The organism is Cytobacillus firmus NBRC 15306 (genome assembly GCF_001591465.1).
In the GTDB taxonomy this organism is placed as follows: domain Bacteria; phylum Bacillota; class Bacilli; order Bacillales; family Cytobacillaceae; genus Cytobacillus; species Cytobacillus firmus.
In genome coordinates this window covers 1-22457 of record NZ_BCUY01000066.1, presented here as the reverse complement: position 1 = coordinate 22457, position 22457 = coordinate 1, and the positions used below count along the sequence as shown (strand labels likewise).

The 22457-nt window shown below is 43.3% G+C and carries 25 protein-coding genes and 1 other annotated feature; of the genes, 16 read left to right on the top strand and 9 right to left on the bottom strand.

Annotated features, from left to right (window positions below; genetic code table 11):
* Positions 1–98: 98 nt before the first annotated feature.
* The 3 genes from BFI01S_RS16315 (at position 99) to gnd (ending at position 3545) form a co-directional block, all read left to right on the top strand.
* The gene (locus tag BFI01S_RS16315) at positions 99–575 is read left to right on the top strand and encodes a chemotaxis protein CheW (protein ID WP_061793551.1); all 477 of its coding nucleotides are present in this window, start codon (positions 99–101) and stop codon (positions 573–575) included.
* Positions 576–705: 130 nt separating this feature from the next.
* The gene (locus BFI01S_RS16310) at positions 706–2004 is read left to right on the top strand and encodes a DNA polymerase IV (protein ID WP_061793550.1); all 1299 of its coding nucleotides are present in this window, start codon (positions 706–708) and stop codon (positions 2002–2004) included.
* 131 nt (positions 2005–2135) lie between these two features.
* A complete protein-coding gene (gnd, locus tag BFI01S_RS16305; RefSeq protein ID WP_061793549.1) occupies positions 2136–3545 on the top strand; it encodes an NADP-dependent phosphogluconate dehydrogenase in 1410 nt (469 codons plus the stop codon).
* A gap of 88 nt (positions 3546–3633) precedes the next feature.
* Here the strand turns inward: gnd and zwf are convergent, their stop codons facing one another.
* Positions 3634–5103 (bottom strand): glucose-6-phosphate dehydrogenase, encoded by a 1470-nt coding sequence (gene zwf, locus BFI01S_RS16300; RefSeq protein ID WP_061793553.1) that lies wholly within the window; start codon positions 5101–5103, stop codon positions 3634–3636.
* Between the two features lie 360 nt (positions 5104–5463).
* Between zwf and rnz the strand changes: the two genes are divergently transcribed.
* The 3 genes from rnz to BFI01S_RS16285 all read left to right on the top strand — a co-directional run bounded on the left by rnz (position 5464) and on the right by BFI01S_RS16285 (position 8636).
* Positions 5464–6402 carry a ribonuclease Z gene (rnz, locus tag BFI01S_RS16295; RefSeq protein WP_061793548.1) on the top strand — a complete coding sequence of 313 codons (939 nt, stop codon included), beginning with the start codon at positions 5464–5466 and terminating at the stop codon, positions 6400–6402.
* Entirely contained in the window at positions 6403–6948 is a 546-nt protein-coding gene (locus BFI01S_RS16290) for a histidine phosphatase family protein (protein WP_061793547.1), read from the top strand.
* 88 nt (positions 6949–7036) lie between these two features.
* Positions 7037–7252 (top strand) — a binding site (T-box leader).
* A gap of 46 nt (positions 7253–7298) precedes the next feature.
* Positions 7299–8636, top strand: a complete 1338-nt coding sequence (locus tag BFI01S_RS16285; protein WP_061793546.1) for a sodium-dependent transporter — start codon at positions 7299–7301, stop codon at positions 8634–8636.
* Between the two features lie 46 nt (positions 8637–8682).
* Here the strand turns inward: BFI01S_RS16285 and namA are convergent, their stop codons facing one another.
* The 4 genes from namA to proC all read right to left on the bottom strand — a co-directional run bounded on the left by namA (position 8683) and on the right by proC (position 11409).
* Positions 8683–9702: an NADPH dehydrogenase NamA gene (gene namA, locus BFI01S_RS16280; RefSeq protein ID WP_061793545.1), complete on the bottom strand. Its 1020-nt coding sequence runs from the start codon at positions 9700–9702 to the stop codon at positions 8683–8685.
* Positions 9703–9796: 94 nt separating this feature from the next.
* Positions 9797–10321: a glycosyltransferase family 2 protein gene (locus BFI01S_RS16275; RefSeq protein WP_235831208.1), complete on the bottom strand. Its 525-nt coding sequence runs from the start codon at positions 10319–10321 to the stop codon at positions 9797–9799.
* 40 nt (positions 10322–10361) lie between these two features.
* Positions 10362–10520, bottom strand: coding sequence for a hypothetical protein (locus BFI01S_RS24065; protein ID WP_235831207.1), 159 nt, complete (start codon positions 10518–10520; stop codon positions 10362–10364).
* Positions 10521–10578: 58 nt separating this feature from the next.
* Positions 10579–11409, bottom strand: coding sequence for a pyrroline-5-carboxylate reductase (gene proC / locus BFI01S_RS16270; RefSeq protein WP_061793544.1), 831 nt, complete (start codon positions 11407–11409; stop codon positions 10579–10581).
* Positions 11410–12070: 661 nt separating this feature from the next.
* On the opposite strand from proC, the gene BFI01S_RS16260 reads away from it, so the two are divergent.
* The 5 genes from BFI01S_RS16260 (at position 12071) to BFI01S_RS23095 (ending at position 15953) form a co-directional block, all read left to right on the top strand.
* Positions 12071–13045, top strand: a complete 975-nt coding sequence (locus tag BFI01S_RS16260) for an MBL fold metallo-hydrolase (RefSeq protein ID WP_061793542.1) — start codon at positions 12071–12073, stop codon at positions 13043–13045.
* Positions 13046–13840, top strand: coding sequence for an SDR family NAD(P)-dependent oxidoreductase (locus BFI01S_RS16255; protein ID WP_061793541.1), 795 nt, complete (start codon positions 13046–13048; stop codon positions 13838–13840).
* Positions 13841–14098: 258 nt separating this feature from the next.
* Positions 14099–15358 carry a Y-family DNA polymerase gene (locus BFI01S_RS16250; protein WP_061793552.1) on the top strand — a complete coding sequence of 420 codons (1260 nt, stop codon included), beginning with the start codon at positions 14099–14101 and terminating at the stop codon, positions 15356–15358.
* A 16-nt stretch (positions 15359–15374) separates the two neighbouring features.
* Positions 15375–15710 carry a YolD-like family protein gene (locus tag BFI01S_RS16245; RefSeq protein WP_061793540.1) on the top strand — a complete coding sequence of 112 codons (336 nt, stop codon included), beginning with the start codon at positions 15375–15377 and terminating at the stop codon, positions 15708–15710.
* Positions 15711–15788: 78 nt separating this feature from the next.
* On the top strand, positions 15789–15953 hold the full coding sequence (locus BFI01S_RS23095) for a hypothetical protein (RefSeq protein WP_156478346.1): 165 nt from the start codon (positions 15789–15791) through the stop codon (positions 15951–15953).
* 19 nt (positions 15954–15972) lie between these two features.
* On the opposite strand, the gene BFI01S_RS16240 is transcribed toward BFI01S_RS23095, so the two are convergent.
* Complete coding sequence (locus BFI01S_RS16240; RefSeq protein ID WP_061793539.1) at positions 15973–16191, bottom strand: CDGSH iron-sulfur domain-containing protein; 219 nt, start codon at positions 16189–16191, stop codon at positions 15973–15975.
* Between the two features lie 117 nt (positions 16192–16308).
* Between BFI01S_RS16240 and BFI01S_RS16235 the strand changes: the two genes are divergently transcribed.
* Positions 16309–16635 carry an iron-sulfur cluster biosynthesis family protein gene (locus tag BFI01S_RS16235; RefSeq protein ID WP_061793538.1) on the top strand — a complete coding sequence of 109 codons (327 nt, stop codon included), beginning with the start codon at positions 16309–16311 and terminating at the stop codon, positions 16633–16635.
* Between the two features lie 178 nt (positions 16636–16813).
* Positions 16814–17353, top strand: coding sequence for a hypothetical protein (locus BFI01S_RS16230; RefSeq protein ID WP_061793537.1), 540 nt, complete (start codon positions 16814–16816; stop codon positions 17351–17353).
* 55 nt (positions 17354–17408) lie between these two features.
* Here the strand turns inward: BFI01S_RS16230 and BFI01S_RS16225 are convergent, their stop codons facing one another.
* From BFI01S_RS16225 to BFI01S_RS16220, 3 genes are all read right to left on the bottom strand, one after another.
* Entirely contained in the window at positions 17409–18332 is a 924-nt protein-coding gene (locus BFI01S_RS16225; RefSeq protein WP_061793536.1) for an alpha/beta hydrolase, read from the bottom strand.
* Positions 18333–18457: 125 nt separating this feature from the next.
* Positions 18458–18589 carry a hypothetical protein gene (locus BFI01S_RS24405; protein ID WP_268745115.1) on the bottom strand — a complete coding sequence of 44 codons (132 nt, stop codon included), beginning with the start codon at positions 18587–18589 and terminating at the stop codon, positions 18458–18460.
* 108 nt (positions 18590–18697) lie between these two features.
* Positions 18698–19606 (bottom strand): hydroxymethylglutaryl-CoA lyase, encoded by a 909-nt coding sequence (locus tag BFI01S_RS16220; RefSeq protein ID WP_061793535.1) that lies wholly within the window; start codon positions 19604–19606, stop codon positions 18698–18700.
* Positions 19607–19786: 180 nt separating this feature from the next.
* Here BFI01S_RS16220 and BFI01S_RS16215 point away from each other — a divergent pair, with 180 nt between their 5' ends.
* Genes BFI01S_RS16215 through BFI01S_RS16205 form a run of 3 tightly spaced genes read left to right on the top strand, consistent with a single transcriptional unit; the run spans position 19787 to position 22417 of the window.
* Positions 19787–20974 carry an acetyl-CoA C-acetyltransferase gene (locus tag BFI01S_RS16215; protein ID WP_061793534.1) on the top strand — a complete coding sequence of 396 codons (1188 nt, stop codon included), beginning with the start codon at positions 19787–19789 and terminating at the stop codon, positions 20972–20974.
* Positions 20975–21031: 57 nt separating this feature from the next.
* Positions 21032–21721 carry a CoA transferase subunit A gene (locus BFI01S_RS16210; protein ID WP_048008094.1) on the top strand — a complete coding sequence of 230 codons (690 nt, stop codon included), beginning with the start codon at positions 21032–21034 and terminating at the stop codon, positions 21719–21721.
* A 27-nt stretch (positions 21722–21748) separates the two neighbouring features.
* Positions 21749–22417: a CoA transferase subunit B gene (locus tag BFI01S_RS16205; RefSeq protein ID WP_061793533.1), complete on the top strand. Its 669-nt coding sequence runs from the start codon at positions 21749–21751 to the stop codon at positions 22415–22417.
* Positions 22418–22457 lie beyond the last annotated feature (40 nt).

Genomic DNA, 22457 nt, shown 5'->3' with positions numbered 1-22457 from the left:
TTTTTTTGCTGCAGCAATCTATTATTTCCTCACTAGTTAGAAAATAATGGTTATGGTATATTAGTACTATACATAAGAGTTTCCGAGGAGGAAATAGGATGATTGAAAATAATAAAGCTGTCGTTTTCAGGGCAGGAAATGAGGAATATGCTACACCGGTTCCTTTTGTTATATCCATTGAGAAAATGGAAGGCATTACACCGATTCCTCATTTGCCCGGCTATGTAAGAGGGATTGTTAAAGTCAGGGGAGAGCTTATTCCTGTTGTGGATTTTGAAGAAATTCTCTACAGCCGGAAACTTGCTGATAGTGACTCGGCAAGAATGATCGTGCTGCAGACAGACGAGCTATCATTCGCCGTTCTTGTAAATGAAGCCAAGGAAATTCTCGATATTCCAGAAGATTGCCTGAAACAGCCAGGTTTGATTGCCTATCAAAAAACCAATTATTTCACAGGTGTGGCTAATATCGATAATAGGCTGATTGCTATAATCGATCCTTTAAAGCTGGTGGAATCCCTGGAGGGAATAAGGGAAATAAAAGAGTATATGAAAACACAGCATACAACTGCATAGCGGACGAATTATAGAACAGGGGATCAGAGAGAGATTCCCTGTTTTCGCTTTTTCAAAAAGCACCTGATTTATAGAAAAGAATAATATTTGCTAAAATAGAACTGAATTATATTTACAGGGAAGTGCCGGCATGAAACAAATGTATCCAAAAAACGGGAGAGTTATCCTTCATGTTGATATGAATAGTTTTTATGCTTCGGTGGAGATGGCTTATGATCCATCATTAAAGGGTAAGCCTTTAGCGATTGCAGGGAATCCGGAGGAGAGACGCGGTATTATTGTAACTTGCAGCTATGAGGCAAGGGAATTCGGGGTGAAAACCACCATGCCTCTATGGGAGGCTAAAAAACTCTGTCCACAGCTGATTATCATGAAGCCTAATTTTGAGAGATATCGTGCAGCTTCTATGGGAATGTTTGATATATTGCGCGAATATTCCTCCCTTGTTGAACCTGTATCCATTGATGAAGGATATGTGGACATAACAGACAGCTATGAGTTTGGGAGCCCGATAGAAATTGCCGAGACGATACAAAAGCAGGTTTTTCAGCAGCTCGATTTGCCCTGCAGCATAGGTGTTGCCCCTAATAAATTTTTAGCCAAGATGGCTTCCGACATGAAAAAGCCAATGGGGATTACAGTACTCAGAAAAAGAGATGTACCGCATATCCTATGGCCGATGGAAGTGGAAGAAATGCACGGAGTCGGCAAAAAAACCGGAGAAAAACTGAGAAACCTCAATATCACCACAATTGGGGAATTGGCAAAAGCCGATGAAATTATCCTAAAAGCATCATTGGGCATTAATGGACCGAGGCTAAAACAAAAGGCCAATGGCCAGGATTTTAGAAAAGTCGATCCCGACTCTGCATCTGAATTTAAAAGTGTGGGGAATTCGACCACACTGCCAAGAGATGTCTCAAATCAAAGAGAGCTGCTCCAGGTATTTGAAAAGCTGGCTGCACAGGTTTCTTCCAGATTGAAGAGGAAAAAGGTTATGGCAGTTTCTCTCGGAATTACTATCCGGTATAAGGACCGAAAAACCATTACAAGAAGCAGAAAACTGAAGAATCCAATTCAGCATAATGATGAAATTTACCAAATAGCAAAAGAGCTTTTTATAAAACATTGGAATGGAAATGCAGTACGGCTTCTGGGCATTACAGGAACAGACCTTGTCGAACCCGAACAGGCGGTTAAACAGCTGGATTTGTTCAGTTTTGAAAAAGATGCCAAAAAGGAGCCGCTATTTCAGACAATGGATCTTTTGCGCAAGAAGTACGGCACTAAAATAATCGACAATGCGGGTGCACTTTCGGACATGAAATTGACCAGCCCCAAAATCGGCACTGACACCAGCTTTAATAAAGACTTTTTGCATGGCAGTCCAGCAAGAAGCGATAAAAAAGAAAAAGATGATCATTCATGAGTTTTTCAGGCGGCTATAAGCAAAACTAAGACAGGAAAGTTGAATCAGAATAGGAATCTTGCTAAAGTAGAGTGGATTATTTTATTGAATTTTGTTTTGACGCATATAGGGTGGAAGGGATGTAATAGTAGATGACGAAATCAAAGTTTGGTGTTATCGGTTTAGCGGTCATGGGGAAAAATCTTGCCATGAATATTGAGAGCAGAGGGTACTCTGTATCTGTTTTTAACAGGTCACGCGAAAAAACGGATGAGATGCTTAAGGAAGTGGAAGGAAGAAACTTTAAAGGTACATACACAATTGAGGAGTTTGTGGATTCTCTGGAAAAACCCCGCAAAATCATGCTTATGGTGAAAGCAGGCGGTCCGACAGATACGACAATTGAGCAGTTAAAGCCTCTGCTGGATAAAGGGGATATTCTGATTGATGGAGGAAATACCTTCTTTGTGGATACGCAGCGCCGCAATAAGGAATTAAGCGAGCTGGGCATCCATTTTATCGGTACTGGTGTTTCCGGCGGTGAAGAGGGCGCTCTGAAGGGTCCTTCCATTATGCCTGGCGGCCAAAAAGAAGCCTATGAGCTGGTTGCCCCGATTTTTCAAGATATTGCTGCAAAGGTGAATGGCGAAGCATGCACCACATACATTGGTCCAGATGGGGCAGGACATTATGTGAAAATGGTTCATAACGGTATTGAATACGGCGATATGCAGCTGATTTCCGAATCTTATTTTCTTTTGAAAAACGTGCTTGGTTTGACTGCTGAAGAGCTTCATGAAGTATTCGCAGAATGGAATAAAGGCGAGCTTGACAGCTATCTGATTGAAATTACGGCTGATATTTTCACGAAAAAAGACGAGGAAACCGGAAAGCCGCTGGTAGATGTCATCCTTGACACAGCAGGCCAAAAGGGAACCGGCAAATGGACAAGCCAAAGTGCGCTTGACCTCGGTGTACCGCTTCCAATCATTACTGAATCCGTTTTTGCCCGATTCATTTCTGCCATGAAAGAAGAACGTGTGAATGCAAGCAAAGTTCTTCGCGGGCCCGCTGGACAGGACTTCACAGGCGATAAAAAAGCATTTATCGAGAGTGTCCGCAAAGCTCTTTACATGAGCAAAATCTGCTCATATGCACAAGGATTTGCTCAAATGAGGGCAGCTTCCGAAGAATATGGATGGGATCTGAAATACGGTGATATTGCGATGATTTTCCGCGGCGGCTGCATTATCCGTGCCCAATTCCTTCAAAAAATCAAGGAAGCATATGACCGTGAGCCAGGCTTGAAGAATCTCCTTCTTGATCCGTATTTCAAGGAAATCGTGGAAAGCTACCAGGATGCTGCCCGTGAAATTATCAGCATGGCTGTAAAGAACGGCATTCCTGTACCATGCTTTGCTGCTGCACTGTCCTATTATGACAGCTACCGCACAGAAACATTGCCTGCAAATCTTCTTCAGGCACAGCGTGACTACTTTGGCGCACATACCTATCAGCGTACAGACAAAGAAGGCATTTTTCATACAAACTGGATGGAATAATAAAATAAAAACAGCGTCCGAGCGGCGCTGTTTTTTTGTCTTTCAATAAAATAAAAACCCCTGCAGCAGCAGGGGCTTTTCAGAATTATTAGCACTGTTCAACATCAAGGTCGGTTACAGGCCACCAGAAGAAACCGTCTTTTTCAAGCAGGCGGTCTGCTTCTTTTGGACCCATTGAACCCGATTCGTAGTTAGGGAATCCTTCTTCTCTTGTGTTTTCCCAAACGTCGGAAATTTTGTCGACAAAGCTCCAGGAAAGGGCCACTTCATCCCAGTGTGTAAAGTTTGTTGCGTCACCGCGCATGCAATCATATAAAAGCCTTTCATATGCTTCAGGTGTATTCATGTCATCGATGCCTTTGTTGGCAAAGTTTAATTTTACCGGTGTGGCTTCCATGTTTTGGCCTGATTTTTGGGCATTCAAATAAAGGGTAATGCCTTCTTCAGGCTGAATATGGATCACCAGCAGGTTCGGATTTAGCGTTTGCTCAGTCTGATAATATAAGTTCATCGGAATGTCCTTGAACTGGATAACAATTTTCGTTGATTTAGCAGCCATTCTTTTACCTGTACGAATGTAGATAGGCACACCTGCCCAGCGGAAATTGTCAATCATCAGCTTGCCTGCTACATAGGTTTCGGTGTTTGATTGTTCATCCACCATCGGCTCTTGATTGTATGCTGGCACTTCCTGTCCATTTAAATGGCCTTTTCCGTACTGGCCGCGGACAAAGTAATCTCTTACCTGATCTCCTTCAATTGGACGCATGGCTCTTAAAACTTTTACTTTTTCAGATCTGATCTCATCTGTTGTCAGGCGGATTGGCGGTTCCATTGCCAATAAGGCAACCATTTGCAGCATATGGTTTTGAACCATGTCACGAAGGGCGCCGCTTTTTTCATAATAACGGCCGCGTTCTTCTACACCCAGTACTTCGCTTGATGTAACCTGGATATTTGAGATGTAGCGATTGTTCCATAAAGGTTCGAAAATGGCATTGGCAAAACGGATAACCTCAATGTTTTGCACCATCTCTTTCCCCAGGTAGTGGTCAATCCGGTAAATTTCATTTTCTGAAAAGGCTTTTCGGATTTGCTTATTAAGCTGCTTCGCTGATTCAAGATCATGCCCAAATGGTTTTTCTATGACGAGACGCTTAAACCCATCTACATCTGTCAGGCCATCGGCTTTTAAATGCTCTGCAATGGTTCCGAAAAACTCAGGTGCCATGGCAAGGTAAAAAATGCGGTTCCCTCCAAGGGAATAATGAGTATCCAATTCTTCGGCCATGCTCTTTAGTGCCAAATAGGAACTGGAATCCGTCACATCATGCGAATGATAGTAAAAGTGAGAAATAAAATCTTCAAGTTCTCCGTTATCTTTTATAGCGGACTCAACAGAGGCTTTGACACTTGCCTGAAATTCATCATTTGATAGCGGCCTTCTGGCAACCCCTACTACGGCAAAGCGATCAGACAGCCTGCCCTTTTTGTATAAGCGGTAAAGTGAGGGAAACAGTTTTCTCTTTGCCAAATCCCCTGTTGCTCCAAATATCATTATTAATCCGGCAGGTTTTTCGTTTATTTTCACGATTCTAGAACCTCTTTTCGACAAAATTTCTGTATGTAAGGCGGGACTGACTTTTGTCCGTCCTCAGCTTGAGAGGAAGCTGTTATATTGCATTGCAAAAAAACGTCTGTACAAGTATAAAATTGTATCTGTTTACAGCTATTTTCGCAAATATTAAGTTTGCCCTTTTTACCATAGTTTCTATCTAACAGCCAGGAACTATCCTTTCAAATATAACAAAAAACATTGTTAATTGAATGAATTCCAAGTCTACTATGGTATATTGTTTATATTCGTACAAGACCAGACAGGCTTAACCATAAATTGCTGGAGGGAGGTATTTTACATATGGACATTTTTTTTCTGGGAACTGGAGCAGGTATTCCGGCTAAGCTGAGGAATGTATCTTCGATGGCTTTAAAGCTCCTGGATGAAAGAGGGAGCATATGGCTTTTTGACTGTGGCGAAGCGACCCAGCATCAAATTTTACATACAAGCATTAAACCGAGAAGAATTGAGAAGATCTTTATTACACATCTTCATGGTGACCATATATATGGTTTGCCCGGCCTGCTTTCCAGCCGCTCTTTCCAGGGAGGTGATACAGAGGTGACCCTTTATGGGCCGAAAGGTTTGAAAGAATTTATTGAAGTCTCGTTATCTGTCAGCGGCACATACCTTAAGTATCCTTTAAAGGTAGCCGAAATCACTGAGGGTATTGTGCTTGATGAAGAAGATTTTCAGGTGGAAGCACGCATGCTCGAGCACGGAATATCCTCATACGGCTACCGGATTACAGAAAAGGACCGTCCGGGCACATTGCTTGCGGACAAACTTGCTGAAGCGGGAATCAAACCGGGTCCGATATATAAGAAAATAAAGAATGGCGAAAACATTGAGCTTGAGGATGGAAGTATGATCGAAGCAAAAAATTTCCTTGGGCCGGCTCAAAAGGGAAGAATTGTCACGGTGCTGGGAGATACCAGAATCTGCGATGCGGCAATAGATTTAGCAGCAGATGCTGATCTTTTAATACATGAGGCAACCTTCTCAGGGGGGGAAGAGAAGCTTGCATACGATTATTTTCATTCGACAACCCTGCAGGCTGCTCAAGTTGCGCTCGAGGCGAATGCAAGGAAACTTTGCCTGAATCATATCAGTTCACGATATGAACGCCAGGATTGGGAACAGCTTGTTAAAGAATCACAGACCATTTTCCCCAATACGGTTATTGCTGAGGACTTTAAAGAAATTCATATCCCGCTTGATAAAGGAGAGGCGAATTAATTGAAGACTTTCTATATCGTGCGCCATGCTAAGGCGGAGGGCCAGCCTTTCTCCGCAAAATTGACAGAAAGGGGAAGGGAACAGGCATTAAAATTAATTGATTTCTTTAAAGGTAAGGAAATCGATCGCATATACTCAAGCCCTTTTGTACGGGCCATTGAAACAATCCGGCCGCTTGCACAGTCGAGAAATTTGGATATTATTGAGGAAAGCCGTTTGGGTGAAAGGGTGCTGAGCTCTATTCTTTTTGATGATTGGCAGGACAAGCTTAAGCAAAGCTTTTCAGATTTTGATCTCGTTTTTGAAGGGGGAGAATCTCATTCATCAGGAATGAAACGAGCCTCATCCCTGCTGGATGAATTAATCGCGTCCAATGAGAATCACATCGTTCTGGTCAGCCATGGCAATTTATCGACGCTGCTGCTGCGCTATTTTGATGAAAATGCAGGCTTTGAGCATCTGATGAAGATGAGCAACCCGGATGTTTTCGAAATTAAAGTAAATGGTGATGATACAGTATGGAAGCGGATTTGGAATGAAAAGTAATGCTTGGAAAAATTGAATTTTTCAAATTTGGCATTGACGGTTCTCTGCATGCATACTATAATCACACTTATACTTTAAAACATTATAGTAAAAAGCTATGAAGAGACTCTATTAAGTTTTATCTCCCTGTTTATAGAGAGCCAGTGGATGGTGGGAACTGGCACAAAGATAAAATGAATTTCATCTTGGAGCTTATCTTTCCTGCATTTAGCAGAAAAGACGGTAAATCCGTTATATTTTTGAGTGGAAAGTCACATGCTTTCAAAAAGGGTGGTACCGCGTGAATCTGATTCGCGTCCCTTTTGAAGTATGTGGCTTTTTTGTTTTTAAAAAAATTTGGAGGTACAGGCATGCAGCAAAATGAGCAGTGGTCATCGAAGATTGGATTTATTTTAGCATCGGCCGGTTCAGCAATCGGACTTGGAGCTATCTGGAAGCTTCCGTATGTGACAGGAACAAGCGGAGGCGGGGCATTTATATTATTATTTCTGTTATTTTCCCTTTTAATTGGTTTTCCGCTTTTGCTGGCTGAGTTTGTGATTGGCCGCAGTACGGGGAAGGAGGCAATCTCTGCATACAAGGATATTGCTCCGGGAACTAAATGGCACTGGATAGGCTACCTTGGCGTATTCACGTGTTTTCTGCTTTTATCCTTCTATAGTGTAATAGGCGGGTGGATTCTGAAGTATATTGTATACGGGGTTACCGGGTCCATGAATGGTCCAGGCAATTATGAGGAGCTATTTGGCACAGCCGTGTCAGACTCTGTATCTGTTGTAGCTGCACAAGGAGTCTTTTTATTAATAACTGTTTTAGTGGTTGCCAAAGGCATCCAGAAGGGGATCGAGCAGGTCAGCAAAATTATGATGCCGGCTTTGTTTCTTTTATTTATTATTTTGATTGCAAGATCCCTGACACTGGATAATGCGGTGGAAGGCGTCTCATTCTTTTTAAAGCCTGATTTTTCAAATTTAACGTCCGAAACCGTTCTTTATGCGATGGGCCAATCGTTCTTCTCTCTAAGTGTCGGGGTATCGGTTATGGTAACGTACAGCTCTTATCTATCTAAAAATGAAAATCTGATGCAGCCTGCTTTTTCTGTTGTCGGAATGAACTTATTTATTTCAGTTCTGGCTGGACTGGCTATTTTCCCTGCTGTGTTCTCATTGGGCTTTGAGCCTGCTGCAGGTCCTGGCTTATTGTTCATTGTCCTGCCATCTGTTTTTGATCAGATTCTGTTTGGGCGGGTGTTCCTGCTCTTCTTCCTTGCACTGTTTTTATTTGCAACCTTAACATCCGCTTTTTCAATGCTCGAAATTGTGGTAGCTGCTCTGACAAATAAAAGGGGCAGTGGCAGAAGCCGTGCAGCCTGGCTGACAGGTCTGGCAATCTTTATCGTCGGGGTCCCATCTGCATTATCCTTCAGCAGCTTATCAGACATTTCAATTTTCGGCAAAATCATCTTTGATGCTGCTGATTTTCTTGTCAGCAACATTTTGATGCCAGTTGGAGCTTTGCTGATCTCCATATTTGTGTCATACAAAATGAAGAAAGACTTGCTGAGAAATGAATTGATTCAAGGTTCAAAGTCGCTGAGTGGAATCTTTTCCGCGTGGTATTTCCTACTGCGCTATGTGGTTCCTCTGGTTATTATCATTGTATTCCTTGATTCGCTGCAGATTATATAATAAAAAGAGGGATGGCAGCTCACAGGTGCCATCCCTCTTCGTTATGTTAAACCCATCCCCGTTCATATTGCTTAGGAGGTTCGATTGATGCGCCAAGTTCTTTTGCTGCTGTCCGCGGCCAATAGGGGTCTCTCAACAATTCCCTCGCAATAAAGATTAAATCTGCCCGTCCGTTTTGCAGGATTTCTTCTGCCTGCAGGCCGGATGTAATTAACCCGACTGCACCAGTCTGAATATTGGCACCTGCCTTAATGGTTTCAGAGAATTTGACCTGGTAGCCCGGGTAGCTATTTATTCTAGCCGGCACTACTGCTCCGGAACTTACGTCAATAAGATCCATTCCCTGCTCCTTCATCCATTTGCCCATTTCTGCATAATCCTCTGCGGTCAACCCTTCATCATGATAATCATGGGCTGATACTCTGACAAATAAAGGTCCATCCCAAACGGCTTTAACGGCTTCAATGACTTCACGGAGGAAGCGGTACCGGTTTTCGGCTGATCCCCCATACTCATCATTCCGTTTATTGCTTAGTGGTGAAAGAAACTCATTGATCAGATAGCCGTGTGCTGCATGAATTTCAATTACTTCAAAACCGGCTTTTTTCGCTCTTTCAGCGCCTTTTTTGAATGCCTGGACAGTTTCTGATACTTCTTCTTTTGTCATTTCTTTTGGTGTTTTCATTTTTTCATTAAAAGCAACAGCGGATGGGGCGAGAATTTCTCCTTCAACAGTTGCTTTTCTGCCGGCATGCGCAAGCTGTATTCCAGGTGAAGCACCGTGTTCTTTCATTAGCCCGGTTAATTCCTTCAGGCCTGCGATGTGATCATCACTCCATATTCCCAGGTCCTGAGGAGAAATCCGGCCCTGCGGGGTCACGGCAGTTGCCTCCAGGATGATTAATCCCACCTGCCCGACAGCCCGGCTCGTATAATGAGTCCGGTGCCAGTTTTCAACCATTCCGTCTTCATTATGGCTTGAGTACATGCACATCGGTGCCATAACAATTCTGTTTTTAAAGGTGACTCCTTTAATCGTAAAGGGTGAAAAAAGCTTTGTTTCCATAATTTCTGCCTCCTTATTTCGTAATCCTAAATATTAAGTATATCAGGCAGTTCGATAAATGAAAAAGAACATGCAATCAGGAAGGTGTGTGCTTTCAGCGTCTATTCCTCAGTTCGCTTAACTTATATAATGTACCTCTCCAGACTATGCCGCCCCGTACAAAGGTTAGAATGCTGGCGCGGATTATGGAATAAATAAACAGGAGAGCTGTAATAGGAAATACAGTAAACAGAAGCGGAGAAAATTTGGACATTCTTTTTGTGATGATTGTATAAACACCTGCTAATAAAATAATATTTGCAAAGCTTAAACTGAAAATAATTTTGTCAGTTGAAAAAATGGAGAAAAAGGGAAGCACCTGTGAACTGAATGTGCCGGCAATTGCAAATAGCACCATGCCAATACGGTAATGCAGGCCTGCAAAAGTATTTTTCTCCAATCCTTTGAAGGCTTCTATTAAGCTTTCATACCATTCAACTTCAATCAGGTCCATCGCCGTTGCAAATTTCTGCCTGAATCCATTTTGTTTGATTTTCATTCCAAGCATTAAATCATCATCAGGCCGCATTTTTATTGCCCTATGTGTTCCGATTGCTTCATAGGAACGTCTGGACACCATGTTAAATGCCCCAATGCCAATTCTGCTCTTAGAACGTGGATTATTCGCCAGCCCTTGCCGCTGTTATAACAGAAAGAAGGGGGCCTTCAGTCATCGTATTGCTATCTTCAAGGCGGTCCAGGCTTTTTAGTCCCATAGAGGCATCAATTAGTACTGCAATCCATACAAGGAGGCTTGCGCTTAATAGAATAATGAGCATTTGCAGGTTTCTCATCCTTTTTTCAATAAGACGACGTTTTTAGGGGGGATGCTGTCAGCTAAATTTTCACTGTGCTGCTGAAGCTTTGGCCAAGCCGCCTGGATTGGGCTGTCGCTTCCTTGATGCATTCAATGAAAACTTCCTGCACTCCGTTCGCTTCAAGCACTTTTACACCTGCTTCGGTGGTGCCGCCGGGACTTGTTACTTCCTTCCTAAGCTGCTGAGGATCCTTGGCTGATCTGGCCAGCATTTCGGCTGCCCCGATGAGTGTCTGGATGATGAATTCTTTCGCCATACCCTTTTCGAGCCCGATTTCTTCCGCGCTTTTTTCCATAGCTTCCGCAAGATAGTAAATATACGCCGGTCCGCTGCCTGACAGCCCTGTTACAGCATCCAGCTGTTTTTCCTCAACAAATGCTGATTTTCCCACTGTATCAAAAATCCCTCTTACTGCTTCAAGCTGTTCTTTGGTCACTCTTTTATTAGCCGATAAGGCACTTGCTGATTTTCCGACTGCTGCTGATGTATTCGGCATGGCTCTCACGACTGGCAGCTTTTTTTCTGCCAAAAGTTCAATGCTTTCGATCGAAACGCCGGCGAGAACGGAAATGATCAGCATGTCTTCCTGTAAATAAGGTTTTATGAGATTGATGGCCTCCTGAGCATCTTTTGGCTTCATCGCTAAAATAACAGCGTCCGCCCCGCTTAACAGTTCACTAAGATTATAAGTGGCCTGAACGCCATAGGCTTTTTGCAAGGATTGCAGCTTTTCCCTGCTGCACCGGTTTGTTACCCAAATATTGCTGCCGGTAATGAGCCGGCTTTCGACGATTCCTGATATTAACGCTTCTGCCATTGATCCTGCTCCTACAATAGCTAATTTTTTCATTTGCTGTTATACCTCCTTATTGTTGCTCCATTTGCCGGCTGTTAAAAATAAAAAAGCCTTTCCATCCAGTAAAGGACGAAAAGACTTTGCTTCCGCGGTACCACCTTCATTGCCTTTTCTTTCTTCGTGCAGCATGCCTGCCGCAGCCGATGTATTTTTGAAAAGGCATCTCGATCCCGATAACGCCGGGGTGCGTTTAGGTTTTCCTAACAGCTCATAAGGCAGGTTCAATGGTCAAGTGGACGGTGAAGCCTTTCAGCCGCTCGAGCTTCACTCTCTTTCGCCGTTTCCCATTTACTAATCTTATTCATCGCCATGTTTCAGCTGTAAAGAAGTACAGCTTTGATTGTGAAAATCAAATTTTAATTGTGATTATGCAAGAAGACACACTTATTTGTCAAGCAGTATTTTTCTAAAGATTATTAATATTGCATAAAAGTTATGTGAAAATAATGACAATTACTAAAAAGAACGGTACACTTATTTTTATATATGTAAATTTCTATATTATGTTATTGAATTCCGTTAATATGTGCACATGGCAAATGCTGATATTTAAGGGGATAACAGAGCAGTTTACTTAAAGGAAGCAAGTCTGCGGAAGTATATAGAAAAACAGCTTTATTTTATTTAAATATAGTGATTTTGGGGGGACTGTAAAATGGCAAAATGGAAGGATGGAATTGCAAAGCTTGTTATCCCGACACCATTTCCTGTCGGCGACGTTAATGTATATGCAGTAAAAGGGGAAAAGCTGACTCTTGTCGATGCCGGCCCTAAAACGGATGAAGCATGGGAAGCTTTAAAATTCCAGCTTAAAGAGCTGAATTTAACTCCCGGTGATTTTGAACAGGTTGTTCTCACACATCATCATCCCGATCATGCCGGGCTGCTTGACTTTTTCCCGGACAATCTTGATGTTTTCGGGCACCCGGTTAACCAAAGGTGGCTGTTCCGTACTGACGAATTTCTAAAATTTCATGATGAATTTTACATAAAACTGTTTAACGAATTTGGAATCCCTGAAAGGTATACTTCCTTTATAAACAAAATGAAAAAGACTTTGCGCTATTCCTGCAATCGTACCCTGACAGGCGGGCTGAAGGAAGGAAGCCAGCCTGAAGGGCTTAACGATTGGACGGTAATGGAGACCCCCGGGCATGCACAGAGCCATATAGGTTTGTTCAGGGAGAAAGATGGTGTATTCCTTGGAGGAGACCATTTGCTTGCACACATTTCACCTAATCCTATCCTGGAGCCGCCGCTTCCCGGCAATGCGGAAAGGCCGAAGCCGCAGCTTCAGTATAACGAGTCTCTGAAAAAGCTGCGGCAGCTGCCGATATCCCTTTTTTACTCCGGACATGGAGAGGATATTACAAATGTGAATGAGTTAATAAACGAAAGGCTTGGCCGCCAGCATGAGCGGGCGATGAAAGTAAAGGAATGGCTCGAGTCCGAATCGCACACTGTTTTTGAGGTGTGCCGCCGCCTTTTTCCGAAAGTTTATGAGAAGGAGCTTTCCCTGACCATTTCCGAAACGGTCGCACAGCTTGACTATTTGCATTCAATAGGGGAGATTTATATAAATAAAGAGGAGGAAGCATTCTTGTATTCCGCATCAAAAGAGGTGGTTTGATTGTCAGACAGATTAAAAAATAAAAATGTGATTATCACAGGTGCATCAGGCGGGATCGGGGCGCAAATGGCCGTCCTTTGTGCCGAGAGAGGAGCAAATCTTGTCCTTCTTGCCCGCAGCCTTGACAAATTGCAGGAGCTGCAGGCAGACTTGCGGAAGCATTTTTCAGTCGATGTTCATGTGCATAAGCTTGATGTTTCGGACACTGACGAAGTTTCGGCTGTTTTTTCAGAGATCATTGCCCGGTTTGATTACATAGACGTTCTTGTGAATAACGCCGGTTTCGGTGTTTTCCGGGAGGCGCATGAAGCAAAAGTTGAAGAAATAAAGGGAATGTTTGATGTAAACGTTGTTGGATTAATGGCCTGCACGAGCATGGTGCTGCCAGTGATGAGGAAACAGAGGAGCGGCCATATTATTAATATCGCTTCACAGGCCGGCAAAATGGCCACACCGAAATCCAGTGTCTATTCCGCAACCAAGCATGCGGTTCTTGGCTATACAAACAGCCTTCGGATGGAGCTTGCTGACAGCAATGTGTTTGTGACTGCAGTTAACCCTGGACCAATTGAAACAAACTTTTTTACTATTGCAGATGAGAAGGGCACATACGTGAAAAACGTCAGCAAATTTATGCTTAAGCCCGAATACGTGGCCCGCAAAGTAGTCAATGCCATGCTCCGGCCTGTCAGGGAAATCAACCTTCCGAGGTGGATGAATGCGGGAAGCATCATCTATGCCCTTTTTCCGGGACTGTTCGAAAAAATTGGAAAACGCGCATTCAATCAAAAATAAGAAGCTGCAGCCAAATGCCTGCAGCTTCTTTAGTTTTTGTCTGAAAGGCGTCTAGCCTGGGGAGAAAGAACCACTTTTAAGAAAAACCGCGTAAAATTTCCATTGAAACCGAACGCATATTCGCTTAATATAATGGGTATACATATACAGAACGGATGTTCTTGTAATATATAATTTTTTCTATTGGGTTCAGGGGGGCTATGCAGCATGGAAGCTGGCAGCGCCTTACGCTTTTTTTTGAAGGAGGATGTCGAAGTCATGGTTGATTACAGCTCAATGCCGAACAATCAAATTTTGTGTGTTGATATGAAGAGCTTTTATGCAAGCTGTTCTGCTGTCATGCTCGGTTTGGATCCTCTTGACTGCTATCTTGTAATTGCAGGGAATGTGGAACGGAAGGGGAGCGTTGTTCTGGCGGCCTCTCCGCGAATGAAAAAAGAGTTTGGAATAAAGACAGGGTCCCGTCTTTTTGAGGTCCCAAATGATCCGCGCATTAGAATTGAAGAGCCGAAAATGGCGACTTATTTAAGAATCTCCACTGAAATCACCAGGGTGTTTAACCGTTATGTCCCCAAGGAAGCCATCCATACGTACAGTGTCGATGAAAGCTTTATAAAAGTAGACGGCGCAGTGCACCTCTGGGGTGATGCCCAGACGATTGCCTGGAAAATAAAAGATGATATTGAACGGGAATTTCAGCTCCCCTGCGCTATAGGAATAGGCCCTAATTTGCTGATGTCAAAGCTCTGCCTGGACCTTGAGGCAAAAAAAAGGGGAGTTTCACAATGGACGTATGGAGATGTAAAAACAAAGCTGTGGAATGTCTCCCCTTTACGGGAAATGTGGGGCATCGGCCGCCGTGTTGAAAAGACATTGAATGGAATGGGAATTTTTACAGTCGGCCAGCTTGCCCGCTATGATCTGGCTAAGCTGGAGAAGAAGTTTGGGATCATGGGCAATCAGCTCTATCACCATGCATGGGGTATTGATTTGTCGGAAATAGGCGCGCCGATCATGGCAGGGCAGATCAGTTTCGGAAAAAGCCAGATTTTACTGAGGGATTACAAAGAGGAAAAGGAAATTAAGCATGTGGTCCTTGAGATGTGTGAAGAAGTGGCAAGAAGGGCCCGCAGCCACCGCAAAGCCGGCAGAACCATCAGCTTCGGCCTTGGCTACAGCCAGGATGAATTCGGAGGGGGCTTTTACCGCTCCAGGACAGTTGACCAGCCAACCAATATTACGATGGACCTTTATCGGGTCTGCCTCGAGCTTTTTGACGAGAATTATGAGGGGAAAACAGTGCGGCAGATTTCCATTTCCCTCGGCAACATTACGGATGACTGCGAAATGCAGCTGAGTCTGTTCGACTTGGATGGCTGGAAAAAAAGGGAGCTCGGCTATACTGTCGACCGGATCCGCTCCAAGTTCGGAGGAGGAGCTCTGCTGAGAGCCGTCTCTTATACAGGCGCAGGAACCGCCAAACACCGTGCGACATTGGTCGGCGGCCATAAAATGTAAAAGGAGGGGTCAGCATATGATTCGCGATCGGGGCAGAATTAAATGGACTTCCATGATGCTGCCGGAACATGTAAAGCTCTTAAGAGACTGGGCAAAGGAAGACACATACGAGCAAAAGCGGGAATTGGATGAGCAGAAGCTTGAATATATGAATGAAATTCTTTCGGAAGCAATGGAATTCCAAAAAAGCGTTACACTTACACATTACAGAGGCAGAAATTATGAACTGGTCATCGGGAGCATCCATTATTGGGATGACCTTGGCCAAAAACTTCATATTGTTGATCGGTTTGGGGAGATTCACCGTATTTCCATTAGCGCTGTAGCAGATGCCCGGTTTACGGAAGAATAGGGCTGTCTGGACTGTACTGGATGAATTTAAGAGGGGTAGTTTTAAGGCAGGGGAAGCACCTTAACAGCAGGGAGGTGTATGAAGATGCCAAGAGGAAAAGAACTGGAACAGCTGCCAATGGCCAATATCGCACCGGGGGCCGGAGAAGACAGAACGGACAGAGACCGGGAACGGATTCAGGGGATTGTGCAGGATGAAGGAGCAAAACCAGCGAGAATAAAAAAAGAAAGAAAACGGGGATGACTGTCCCCGTTTTCCATTCTTATTGCTTGTCATTGAGCGTTTTCTTCGCGCGGACACAGGATTCAAAGGTTCCCTTATGAGTGCCATCGCAAAATGGGAGTTTCGCGGATCTCCCGCAGCGGCAAAGGGAGAACGTTTGTTTTGTTTCAAACGTATTTCCATCCATATCAATTAACTCCACCGGGCCTGTTACACGCAGCGGGCCATTATCCATCACTTTAATTTGTACCTTTGACATAACGAATCATCCTTTCATAAATGGAGGCAAAAGTAATAAGCAGCTGTCTCTTTCAGAAGCATGTTATACCTATCTGTGTTAAAATCAGCATATGCAAAGGGGAGGTAGTTTTACAACATGGAGATAACATTAACTGAAACAGCGGCAGAAAAATTATCGGGACGGATTGCCGGCAAAGATGGATTTATAAAGCTTAAGTATGATATAGATGGCTGCGGATGTGTTGTAAGCGGAGTGGCTGCACTCTGGCTTGTTGATGAGCTTGATGAAGATGACCGGGAAATCAAAACAAACACCGGCAGCATATATGTGGAAAAATCAAAGGAAGTATTTTTGGATGAAAATTTAACGATAGACTTTTCTGAGAAGGCAAACTGCTTTCAGTTAAAAAGCCCGAATCAGTATCTAAATCCGAGAATGAGCTTTATTGATAAAACAAAATAAATGATCTCTGCAGACGACCGCTTGAAGGAAGGCGGTCTTTTTTATACATAGGTAAAAATACCCTTCCAAAATTCTGGAAAATAAGGTTTTAATATACTAGTAAAGGGTTACAGGCTAAATAGATTAAGAAAGATGTTTGTCTTTATTGGTGAAGAGATTGCTGATGGGGGAGATACGAATGAGGCAGAACTATCTGTTATATTTGCTGGTGGCAGCTTCCATGATATTGTCAGGGTGCAGCACAGCAACGATGGGCCAGGCAATTGATGATGGAATACCATTCAATGTAAAAGAAATCTTACATAAAGAAAAAGTTAAAGATGGAGTCATTATTCTTTATTTAACGCAGCAGAATGATGGGCAAAATGAGGTAGAGGCCATGGCAGCTGCCTATTTAAAGGGCAATGACAAAAAAGGCTGGAAAAATGAAGGCCATAACCACTGGGAGCATTATGAGAATGAACATGTGACCGTTTATTCAGATACTTTCTATGATTACGATAAGGAAGGTAATCTGGAAAACAGATTACCGATAATTTTTGGTGAAATTCAGAGCGGGGATATTAAAAAAGTAGAAGTGGCCGGCAAGGAAGAAAAATTTGAAGAAGCGGCTATAATTAATAAAGAAAACAAACGATATTTTTTTAAAATGGGAGATTTTCATACTGCCAGAGGGCTGTCGGCAGACGGCAAGGAAATCATAAAGGAAAAAAACTGATAACTTAAAGAACACAGATATAAAAAACAGCTGACTTGAAGCCAGCTGTTTTTTATTATGATAAAGCTTCTTTGCTGCTGATATACTGCTCCAAAAACTCGTCAATGACTTTTTCATAATCCTCTCTGTTTTCGTTGAAGGATTGGGCATGGATCCCATTGGCAGCAAGGTAAAGTTTTTTAGGGCCTTTTTTCTTTTCATACAAAGCTTCAGACATGGTCGGCAAAATAAAATCATCCTTTTCGCTGTGAATAAACAGGATGGGCTTCTTTATATTTTCTATAACAGAAATAGGCGAAACGTCCGCAATGGAATATTTCTCCCGCATCCGCAGGAATAGATCAGCAACAGGCAAAAAGAGTTTCGCGGGCAGCTTCATTTCGGTTTTTAAACGGTAAGCCAGCTGCTCCTTAAAATCAGAAAAAGGGCAATCGGCAATGTAAAAGTCGGCACCGTCTTCAAGCATTCCCGCATAAAGAAGCATGGTGGCAGCTCCCATGCTTTCACCATGAATGCCGATCTGGATATCAGGCCCTTTTTCCGCTTTAAGCCAATCAACAATTGCTTTTAGATCAAACTTTTCATAATGCCCGTAACTTGTCGTCTTTCCCCCGGATTCTCCGTGGCGGCGATGATCATAGATTACAGCGTTAAATCCCCGTTCCAGAAAGAGATTCATATATTTAATCGAGTTCATTTTATTTTCCGTAACCCCGTGAGAAATAATGATATATCGGCTGTTTTTATGGGGTTCAGCAGCCACGGCTTTTAAGTTATAGCCAAATGGGGAAGGAATAAGCACCTCTCTTTTCGGGAGGCTTTCATACTTGATCAGATCAAGTCTGCCGGACTCCTTCTCCCTTTCTAAAATAAAGTCATCTTCCTTCTTTTTCATAAACATAAGCCTATTTGTAAAATAGACGCCGAGTGATGAAAGAAAGAGAACGATGGAAAATAAATAACGCAAAAACCTTCTCAAACCCATCCCTCCATCTTTTTTCTTTATTTTACCATTCTGGATAAAATTAAAACAGAGATGTGAGCCGGGACATGGTGAAATTTCATGAAGGACTCCCGGCACAAAAAAAGCCGCTTTGCGGCGGCTTATTGCTGTGCGTTTTGTCTTTTAGTCGGATGAATCGCTTTTTCTAATTCCTCGGCAGCAATCGTCTGGCTGACTGTATCGGAATTCGGCTTCCCCTTCTGGCTGGATCCTTTATCGCGTTTTTGGCTCATAGGATTAACCCCCTTTTAATGGCTATCAGCTGACCCTGAATTCTTCAGCTGCTTTCATCTAATAAGGTGCGATAAAAAAGGGGGCATTATTCATCTAAAACTGTTATGCTATTGAACAGTTTGAGCATTCAGCCTGAAATAGGTGCTTTCAATCGGCCTGGAAAGATGAGGCTGAACAATTTTTACCGCTTTCATTAATTGATCAAGGTTAACATTGGTTTCAATTCCCATACGCTCAAGCATATAAACAACATCTTCAGTTGCCGCATTGCCTGCAGCGCCCGGGGCAAATGGGCATCCGCCAAGTCCTCCGGCGGAAGTATCAAATCGGTCGACACCTGCCTGTAAGGCTGCAAAAATATTAGTAAGGGCCATTTTTCTTGTGTCATGGAAATGTGCAGTCAGCAGAGTATTTGGAAACTCTTCTTTTAAACGGGAAAAGAGCCCGTATGATTCATGGGGAGCAGCCATCCCGATCGTATCTGCCACGCTTAATTCATCAGCCCCTGCCTCTGTAAATTGGCGGCATAACCCAACTGTATCTTCAGGATTGATGGCTCCTTCATACGGACAATAAAATGCCGTAGAGATGCAGGCACGGACAAAATAACCTTTTTCCTTCAGTTCTCCGATAATCGGTTTTAGTTCATCCATGCTTTCCTGAGTGGTTTTATTGATGTTTTTCTTGTTAAATGTATTGCTTACACCAACGAAAACGGCAACAGCCCGGCAATCAGTCATATATACTCTGTCAATGCCTTTGCGGTTCGGGGCAAGCACGATATCCCTTGAATTTGCATCAAGACAATCTGCCGTAATTTCAGCTGCATCCCCCATCTGCGGAACCCATTTAGGAGACACAAAAGAAGTAAGCTCCAATTCTGTTAATCCTGCATTTTTTAAACTTTTAATAAAGTCTTTCTTAACTTCGGTCGGTACAAACGACTTTTCGTTTTGCAGTCCATCCCGCGGGCCCACTTCAATAATTGTTACTTTATCCGGAAATGCAAGCGTCATGTTTTCCTCTCCCGTTTCATAATTTAAATTTTAGTAAGCGTTTTCCCAATAACCTTAAATTTATTGTATTAGGAAAGTATTTTCGATTGCAAGAATAATAGAAATTTTGACAAAATAAAAGGAATTTTGATATCCCAGAACGAATATAAGCTAAAGAGATGTTTTGAAAGGATGAGAGAGATGGCACAAACAGAAGTCGTAATAGTCAGCGCTGTCCGGACAGCAATCGGCAGTTTCAATGGAAGTCTTAAAGATGTATCAGCACCAGAGCTTGGGGCGATTGCGATAAAAGGCGCTCTTGAAAAAGCAGGTGTAACACCGGATCAAATAGATGAAGTAATCCTGGGAAATGTCCTGCAGGCAGGCCTGGGCCAAAACACAGCAAGGCAGGCAGCTCTTAAAGCGGGCCTTCCTGAAAGCGTTTCCGCAATGGCGATTAATAAAGTTTGCGGTTCAGGGCTGAAGGCGGTCCATTTAGCAGCACAGGCCATTTTGGCCGGCGATGCCGAAGCAGTGATCGCAGGCGGCATGGAAAATATGAGCCAGGCGCCTTACATACTGAAAAATGCAAGAAATGGCTTTAAAATGGGAGACCAAAAACTTATAGATTCGATGATTTCAGACGGTCTCTGGTGTGCTTTTAATGATTACCATATGGGAGTTACGGCTGAAAATCTTTGCTCGAAATATGAGCTGAGCAGGGAAGAACAGGACAAATTTGCCGCAGACAGCCAGGAAAAGGCGGCAAAGGCAATTGAAGAAGGAAAATTCAAAGATGAAATCGTTCCGGTTGAAATTCCTCAGCGAAAAGGGGATCCGATAGTTTTTGATACAGACGAGTATCCGAAAAAAGGGACAACTGCTGATAAGCTCGCAGGCCTGCGTCCGGCGTTTAAGAAAGATGGCAGCGTAACAGCCGGAAATGCGTCCGGGATTAATGATGGGGCAGCTGTATTGCTGGTTATGAGCAGAAAGAAAGCAGATGAACTGGGGCTTAAACCATTAGTGACGATTAAAGGAAATGCAAGTGCAGGTGTGGATCCAAGCATCATGGGCATTGGTCCTGTTGCCGCTGTGAAAAAAGCGCTTGAAAAGGCATCTGTTTCCATGGAAGAATTGGAGCTGATTGAAGCAAACGAGGCATTTGCAGCCCAGTCGCTTGCAGTTGACAGGGAGCTTCGTTTTAACAAGGAGATCCTTAATGTTAATGGCGGGGCCATTGCACTCGGACATCCGATCGGTGCAAGCGGAGCACGAATCCTCGTAACTCTTATTCATGAGATGCAAAAAAGACAGGCAAAGAAAGGCCTTGCAACTCTTTGCATTGGCGGAGGCCAAGGGGTAGCTACAGTAGTGGAGCTTGCATAGCCGTTTTTGATAATAGTCAGTAAAAATAAGTATTTTTTAATGAAAGGAGAGATTGAAGTGAAGAAAATTTGTACTTCCTTCAGTGAAGCGGTTCAGGAAATTCACGATGGTGCTGTCCTTATGGTTGGCGGTTTCGGTCTGTGCGGAATTCCGGAAAACCTTATTCTGGCTTTAGTTGAAAAAGGGGTTAAGGATCTGACAGTCATTTCGAATAACTGCGGTGTTGACGATTGGGGACTTGGACTGCTTTTAAAAAATAAACAGATTAAGAAAATGGTTGGTTCGTATGTTGGGGAAAACAAAGAGTTTGAAAGACAGGTTCTCTCAGGGGAAATTGAAGTAGAGCTGCTTCCTCAAGGAACACTGGCAGAGAAAATACGTGCGGGCGGCGCAGGCATTCCTGCTTTTTACACACCAGCTGGAGTAGGGACCCCAATTGCAGAGGGGAAAGAGACGAAGATGTTTGACGGCAAGGAATATCTCCTTGAAGATGCTCTGAAAGCAGACTTCAGTCTCGTGAGGGCATGGAAGGGCGATAAGATGGGCAATCTTGTTTATCACAAAACGGCCCGAAACTTCAATCCGATGATTGCAGCAGCCGGCAAAGTGACAATTGCAGAAGTGGAGACGCTTTATGAGATTGGTGAACTGGATCCGAATTATATTCATACCCCGAGCATCTATGTTCAATCACTGATTGAAGGGAAACAGGAGAAGCGCATTGAAAGACTGACGGTGAAGAAATAAATACCAGTGGCGGAAGGAGATGGTGTCATGAGTAACGATAAAGCGGCAGTACGCGAAAAAATTGCCAGACGGGCTGAAAAGGAAATTGAAAATGGCTTTTACGTGAATTTGGGAATCGGTATGCCAACATTGGTTGCCAATTATATTTCTGATAATAAGGAAGTGGTCCTGCAATCTGAAAATGGATTACTGGGCATCGGCCCGTATCCTGCAGAAAGTGAAGTTGATCCGGATCTGATTAACGCAGGAAAAGAAACAGTTACAGCCATCCCGGGATCATCTTATTTTGATAGCGCTGAATCTTTTGCAATGATCAGGGGCGGCCATGTGAATATTGCCATTCTCGGCGGTATGGAAGTCTCTGAAAAAGGAGATCTTGCCAACTGGATGATTCCCGGAAAAATGATCAAGGGAATGGGCGGTGCAATGGATCTGGTTCATGGCGCCAATAAAATCATTGTCATTATGGATCACACTAATAAAAATGGCGATTCAAAAATTCTTAAAGAATGCAGCCTGCCTTTAACAGGTAAAAATGTCGTTGACCGCATTATAACTGAGCGGGCAGTCATCGATGTCACCGAGTCCGGTTTGAAGCTTGTTGAAGTAGCTAAAGGCTTCACAATTGAGGATATTATCAATTCGACAGAACCCCAATTGCAGGTTGATGAAAACGTTGTAACAGAAGCATACTAATACATCTGAAAAGTACAGCTGCATGCTGTGCTTTTCATTA

Excerpts from the sequence above, each read along its gene's own strand:
- BFI01S_RS16245 (WP_061793540.1), top strand. The coding sequence starts at position 15,375 with ATGATTCGCGATCGGGGCAGAATTAAATGGACTTCCATGATGCTGCCG.
- BFI01S_RS16285 (WP_061793546.1), top strand. The coding sequence starts at position 7,299 with ATGCAGCAAAATGAGCAGTGGTCATCGAAGATTGGATTTATTTTAGCA.
- BFI01S_RS16220 (WP_061793535.1), bottom strand. The coding sequence starts at position 19,606 with ATGACGCTTGCATTTCCGGATAAAGTAACAATTATTGAAGTGGGCCCG.
- BFI01S_RS16240 (WP_061793539.1), bottom strand. The coding sequence starts at position 16,191 with ATGTCAAAGGTACAAATTAAAGTGATGGATAATGGCCCGCTGCGTGTA.
- BFI01S_RS16315 (WP_061793551.1), top strand. The coding sequence starts at position 99 with ATGATTGAAAATAATAAAGCTGTCGTTTTCAGGGCAGGAAATGAGGAA.
- namA (WP_061793545.1), bottom strand. The coding sequence starts at position 9,702 with ATGGAAACAAAGCTTTTTTCACCCTTTACGATTAAAGGAGTCACCTTT.
- BFI01S_RS16230 (WP_061793537.1), top strand. The coding sequence starts at position 16,814 with ATGAGGCAGAACTATCTGTTATATTTGCTGGTGGCAGCTTCCATGATA.
- BFI01S_RS16205 (WP_061793533.1), top strand. The coding sequence starts at position 21,749 with ATGAGTAACGATAAAGCGGCAGTACGCGAAAAAATTGCCAGACGGGCT.
- BFI01S_RS16275 (WP_235831208.1), bottom strand. The coding sequence starts at position 10,321 with ATGGTGTCCAGACGTTCCTATGAAGCAATCGGAACACATAGGGCAATA.
- gnd (WP_061793549.1), top strand. The coding sequence starts at position 2,136 with ATGACGAAATCAAAGTTTGGTGTTATCGGTTTAGCGGTCATGGGGAAA.
- BFI01S_RS16260 (WP_061793542.1), top strand. The coding sequence starts at position 12,071 with ATGGCAAAATGGAAGGATGGAATTGCAAAGCTTGTTATCCCGACACCA.
- BFI01S_RS23095 (WP_156478346.1), top strand. The coding sequence starts at position 15,789 with ATGAAGATGCCAAGAGGAAAAGAACTGGAACAGCTGCCAATGGCCAAT.
- proC (WP_061793544.1), bottom strand. The coding sequence starts at position 11,409 with ATGAAAAAATTAGCTATTGTAGGAGCAGGATCAATGGCAGAAGCGTTA.
- BFI01S_RS16235 (WP_061793538.1), top strand. The coding sequence starts at position 16,309 with ATGGAGATAACATTAACTGAAACAGCGGCAGAAAAATTATCGGGACGG.
- BFI01S_RS16215 (WP_061793534.1), top strand. The coding sequence starts at position 19,787 with ATGGCACAAACAGAAGTCGTAATAGTCAGCGCTGTCCGGACAGCAATC.
- rnz (WP_061793548.1), top strand. The coding sequence starts at position 5,464 with ATGGACATTTTTTTTCTGGGAACTGGAGCAGGTATTCCGGCTAAGCTG.
- BFI01S_RS24405 (WP_268745115.1), bottom strand. The coding sequence starts at position 18,589 with ATGAGCCAAAAACGCGATAAAGGATCCAGCCAGAAGGGGAAGCCGAAT.
- BFI01S_RS16250 (WP_061793552.1), top strand. The coding sequence starts at position 14,099 with ATGGTTGATTACAGCTCAATGCCGAACAATCAAATTTTGTGTGTTGAT.
- BFI01S_RS24065 (WP_235831207.1), bottom strand. The coding sequence starts at position 10,520 with ATGCTCATTATTCTATTAAGCGCAAGCCTCCTTGTATGGATTGCAGTA.
- zwf (WP_061793553.1), bottom strand. The coding sequence starts at position 5,103 with ATGATATTTGGAGCAACAGGGGATTTGGCAAAGAGAAAACTGTTTCCC.
- BFI01S_RS16310 (WP_061793550.1), top strand. The coding sequence starts at position 706 with ATGAAACAAATGTATCCAAAAAACGGGAGAGTTATCCTTCATGTTGAT.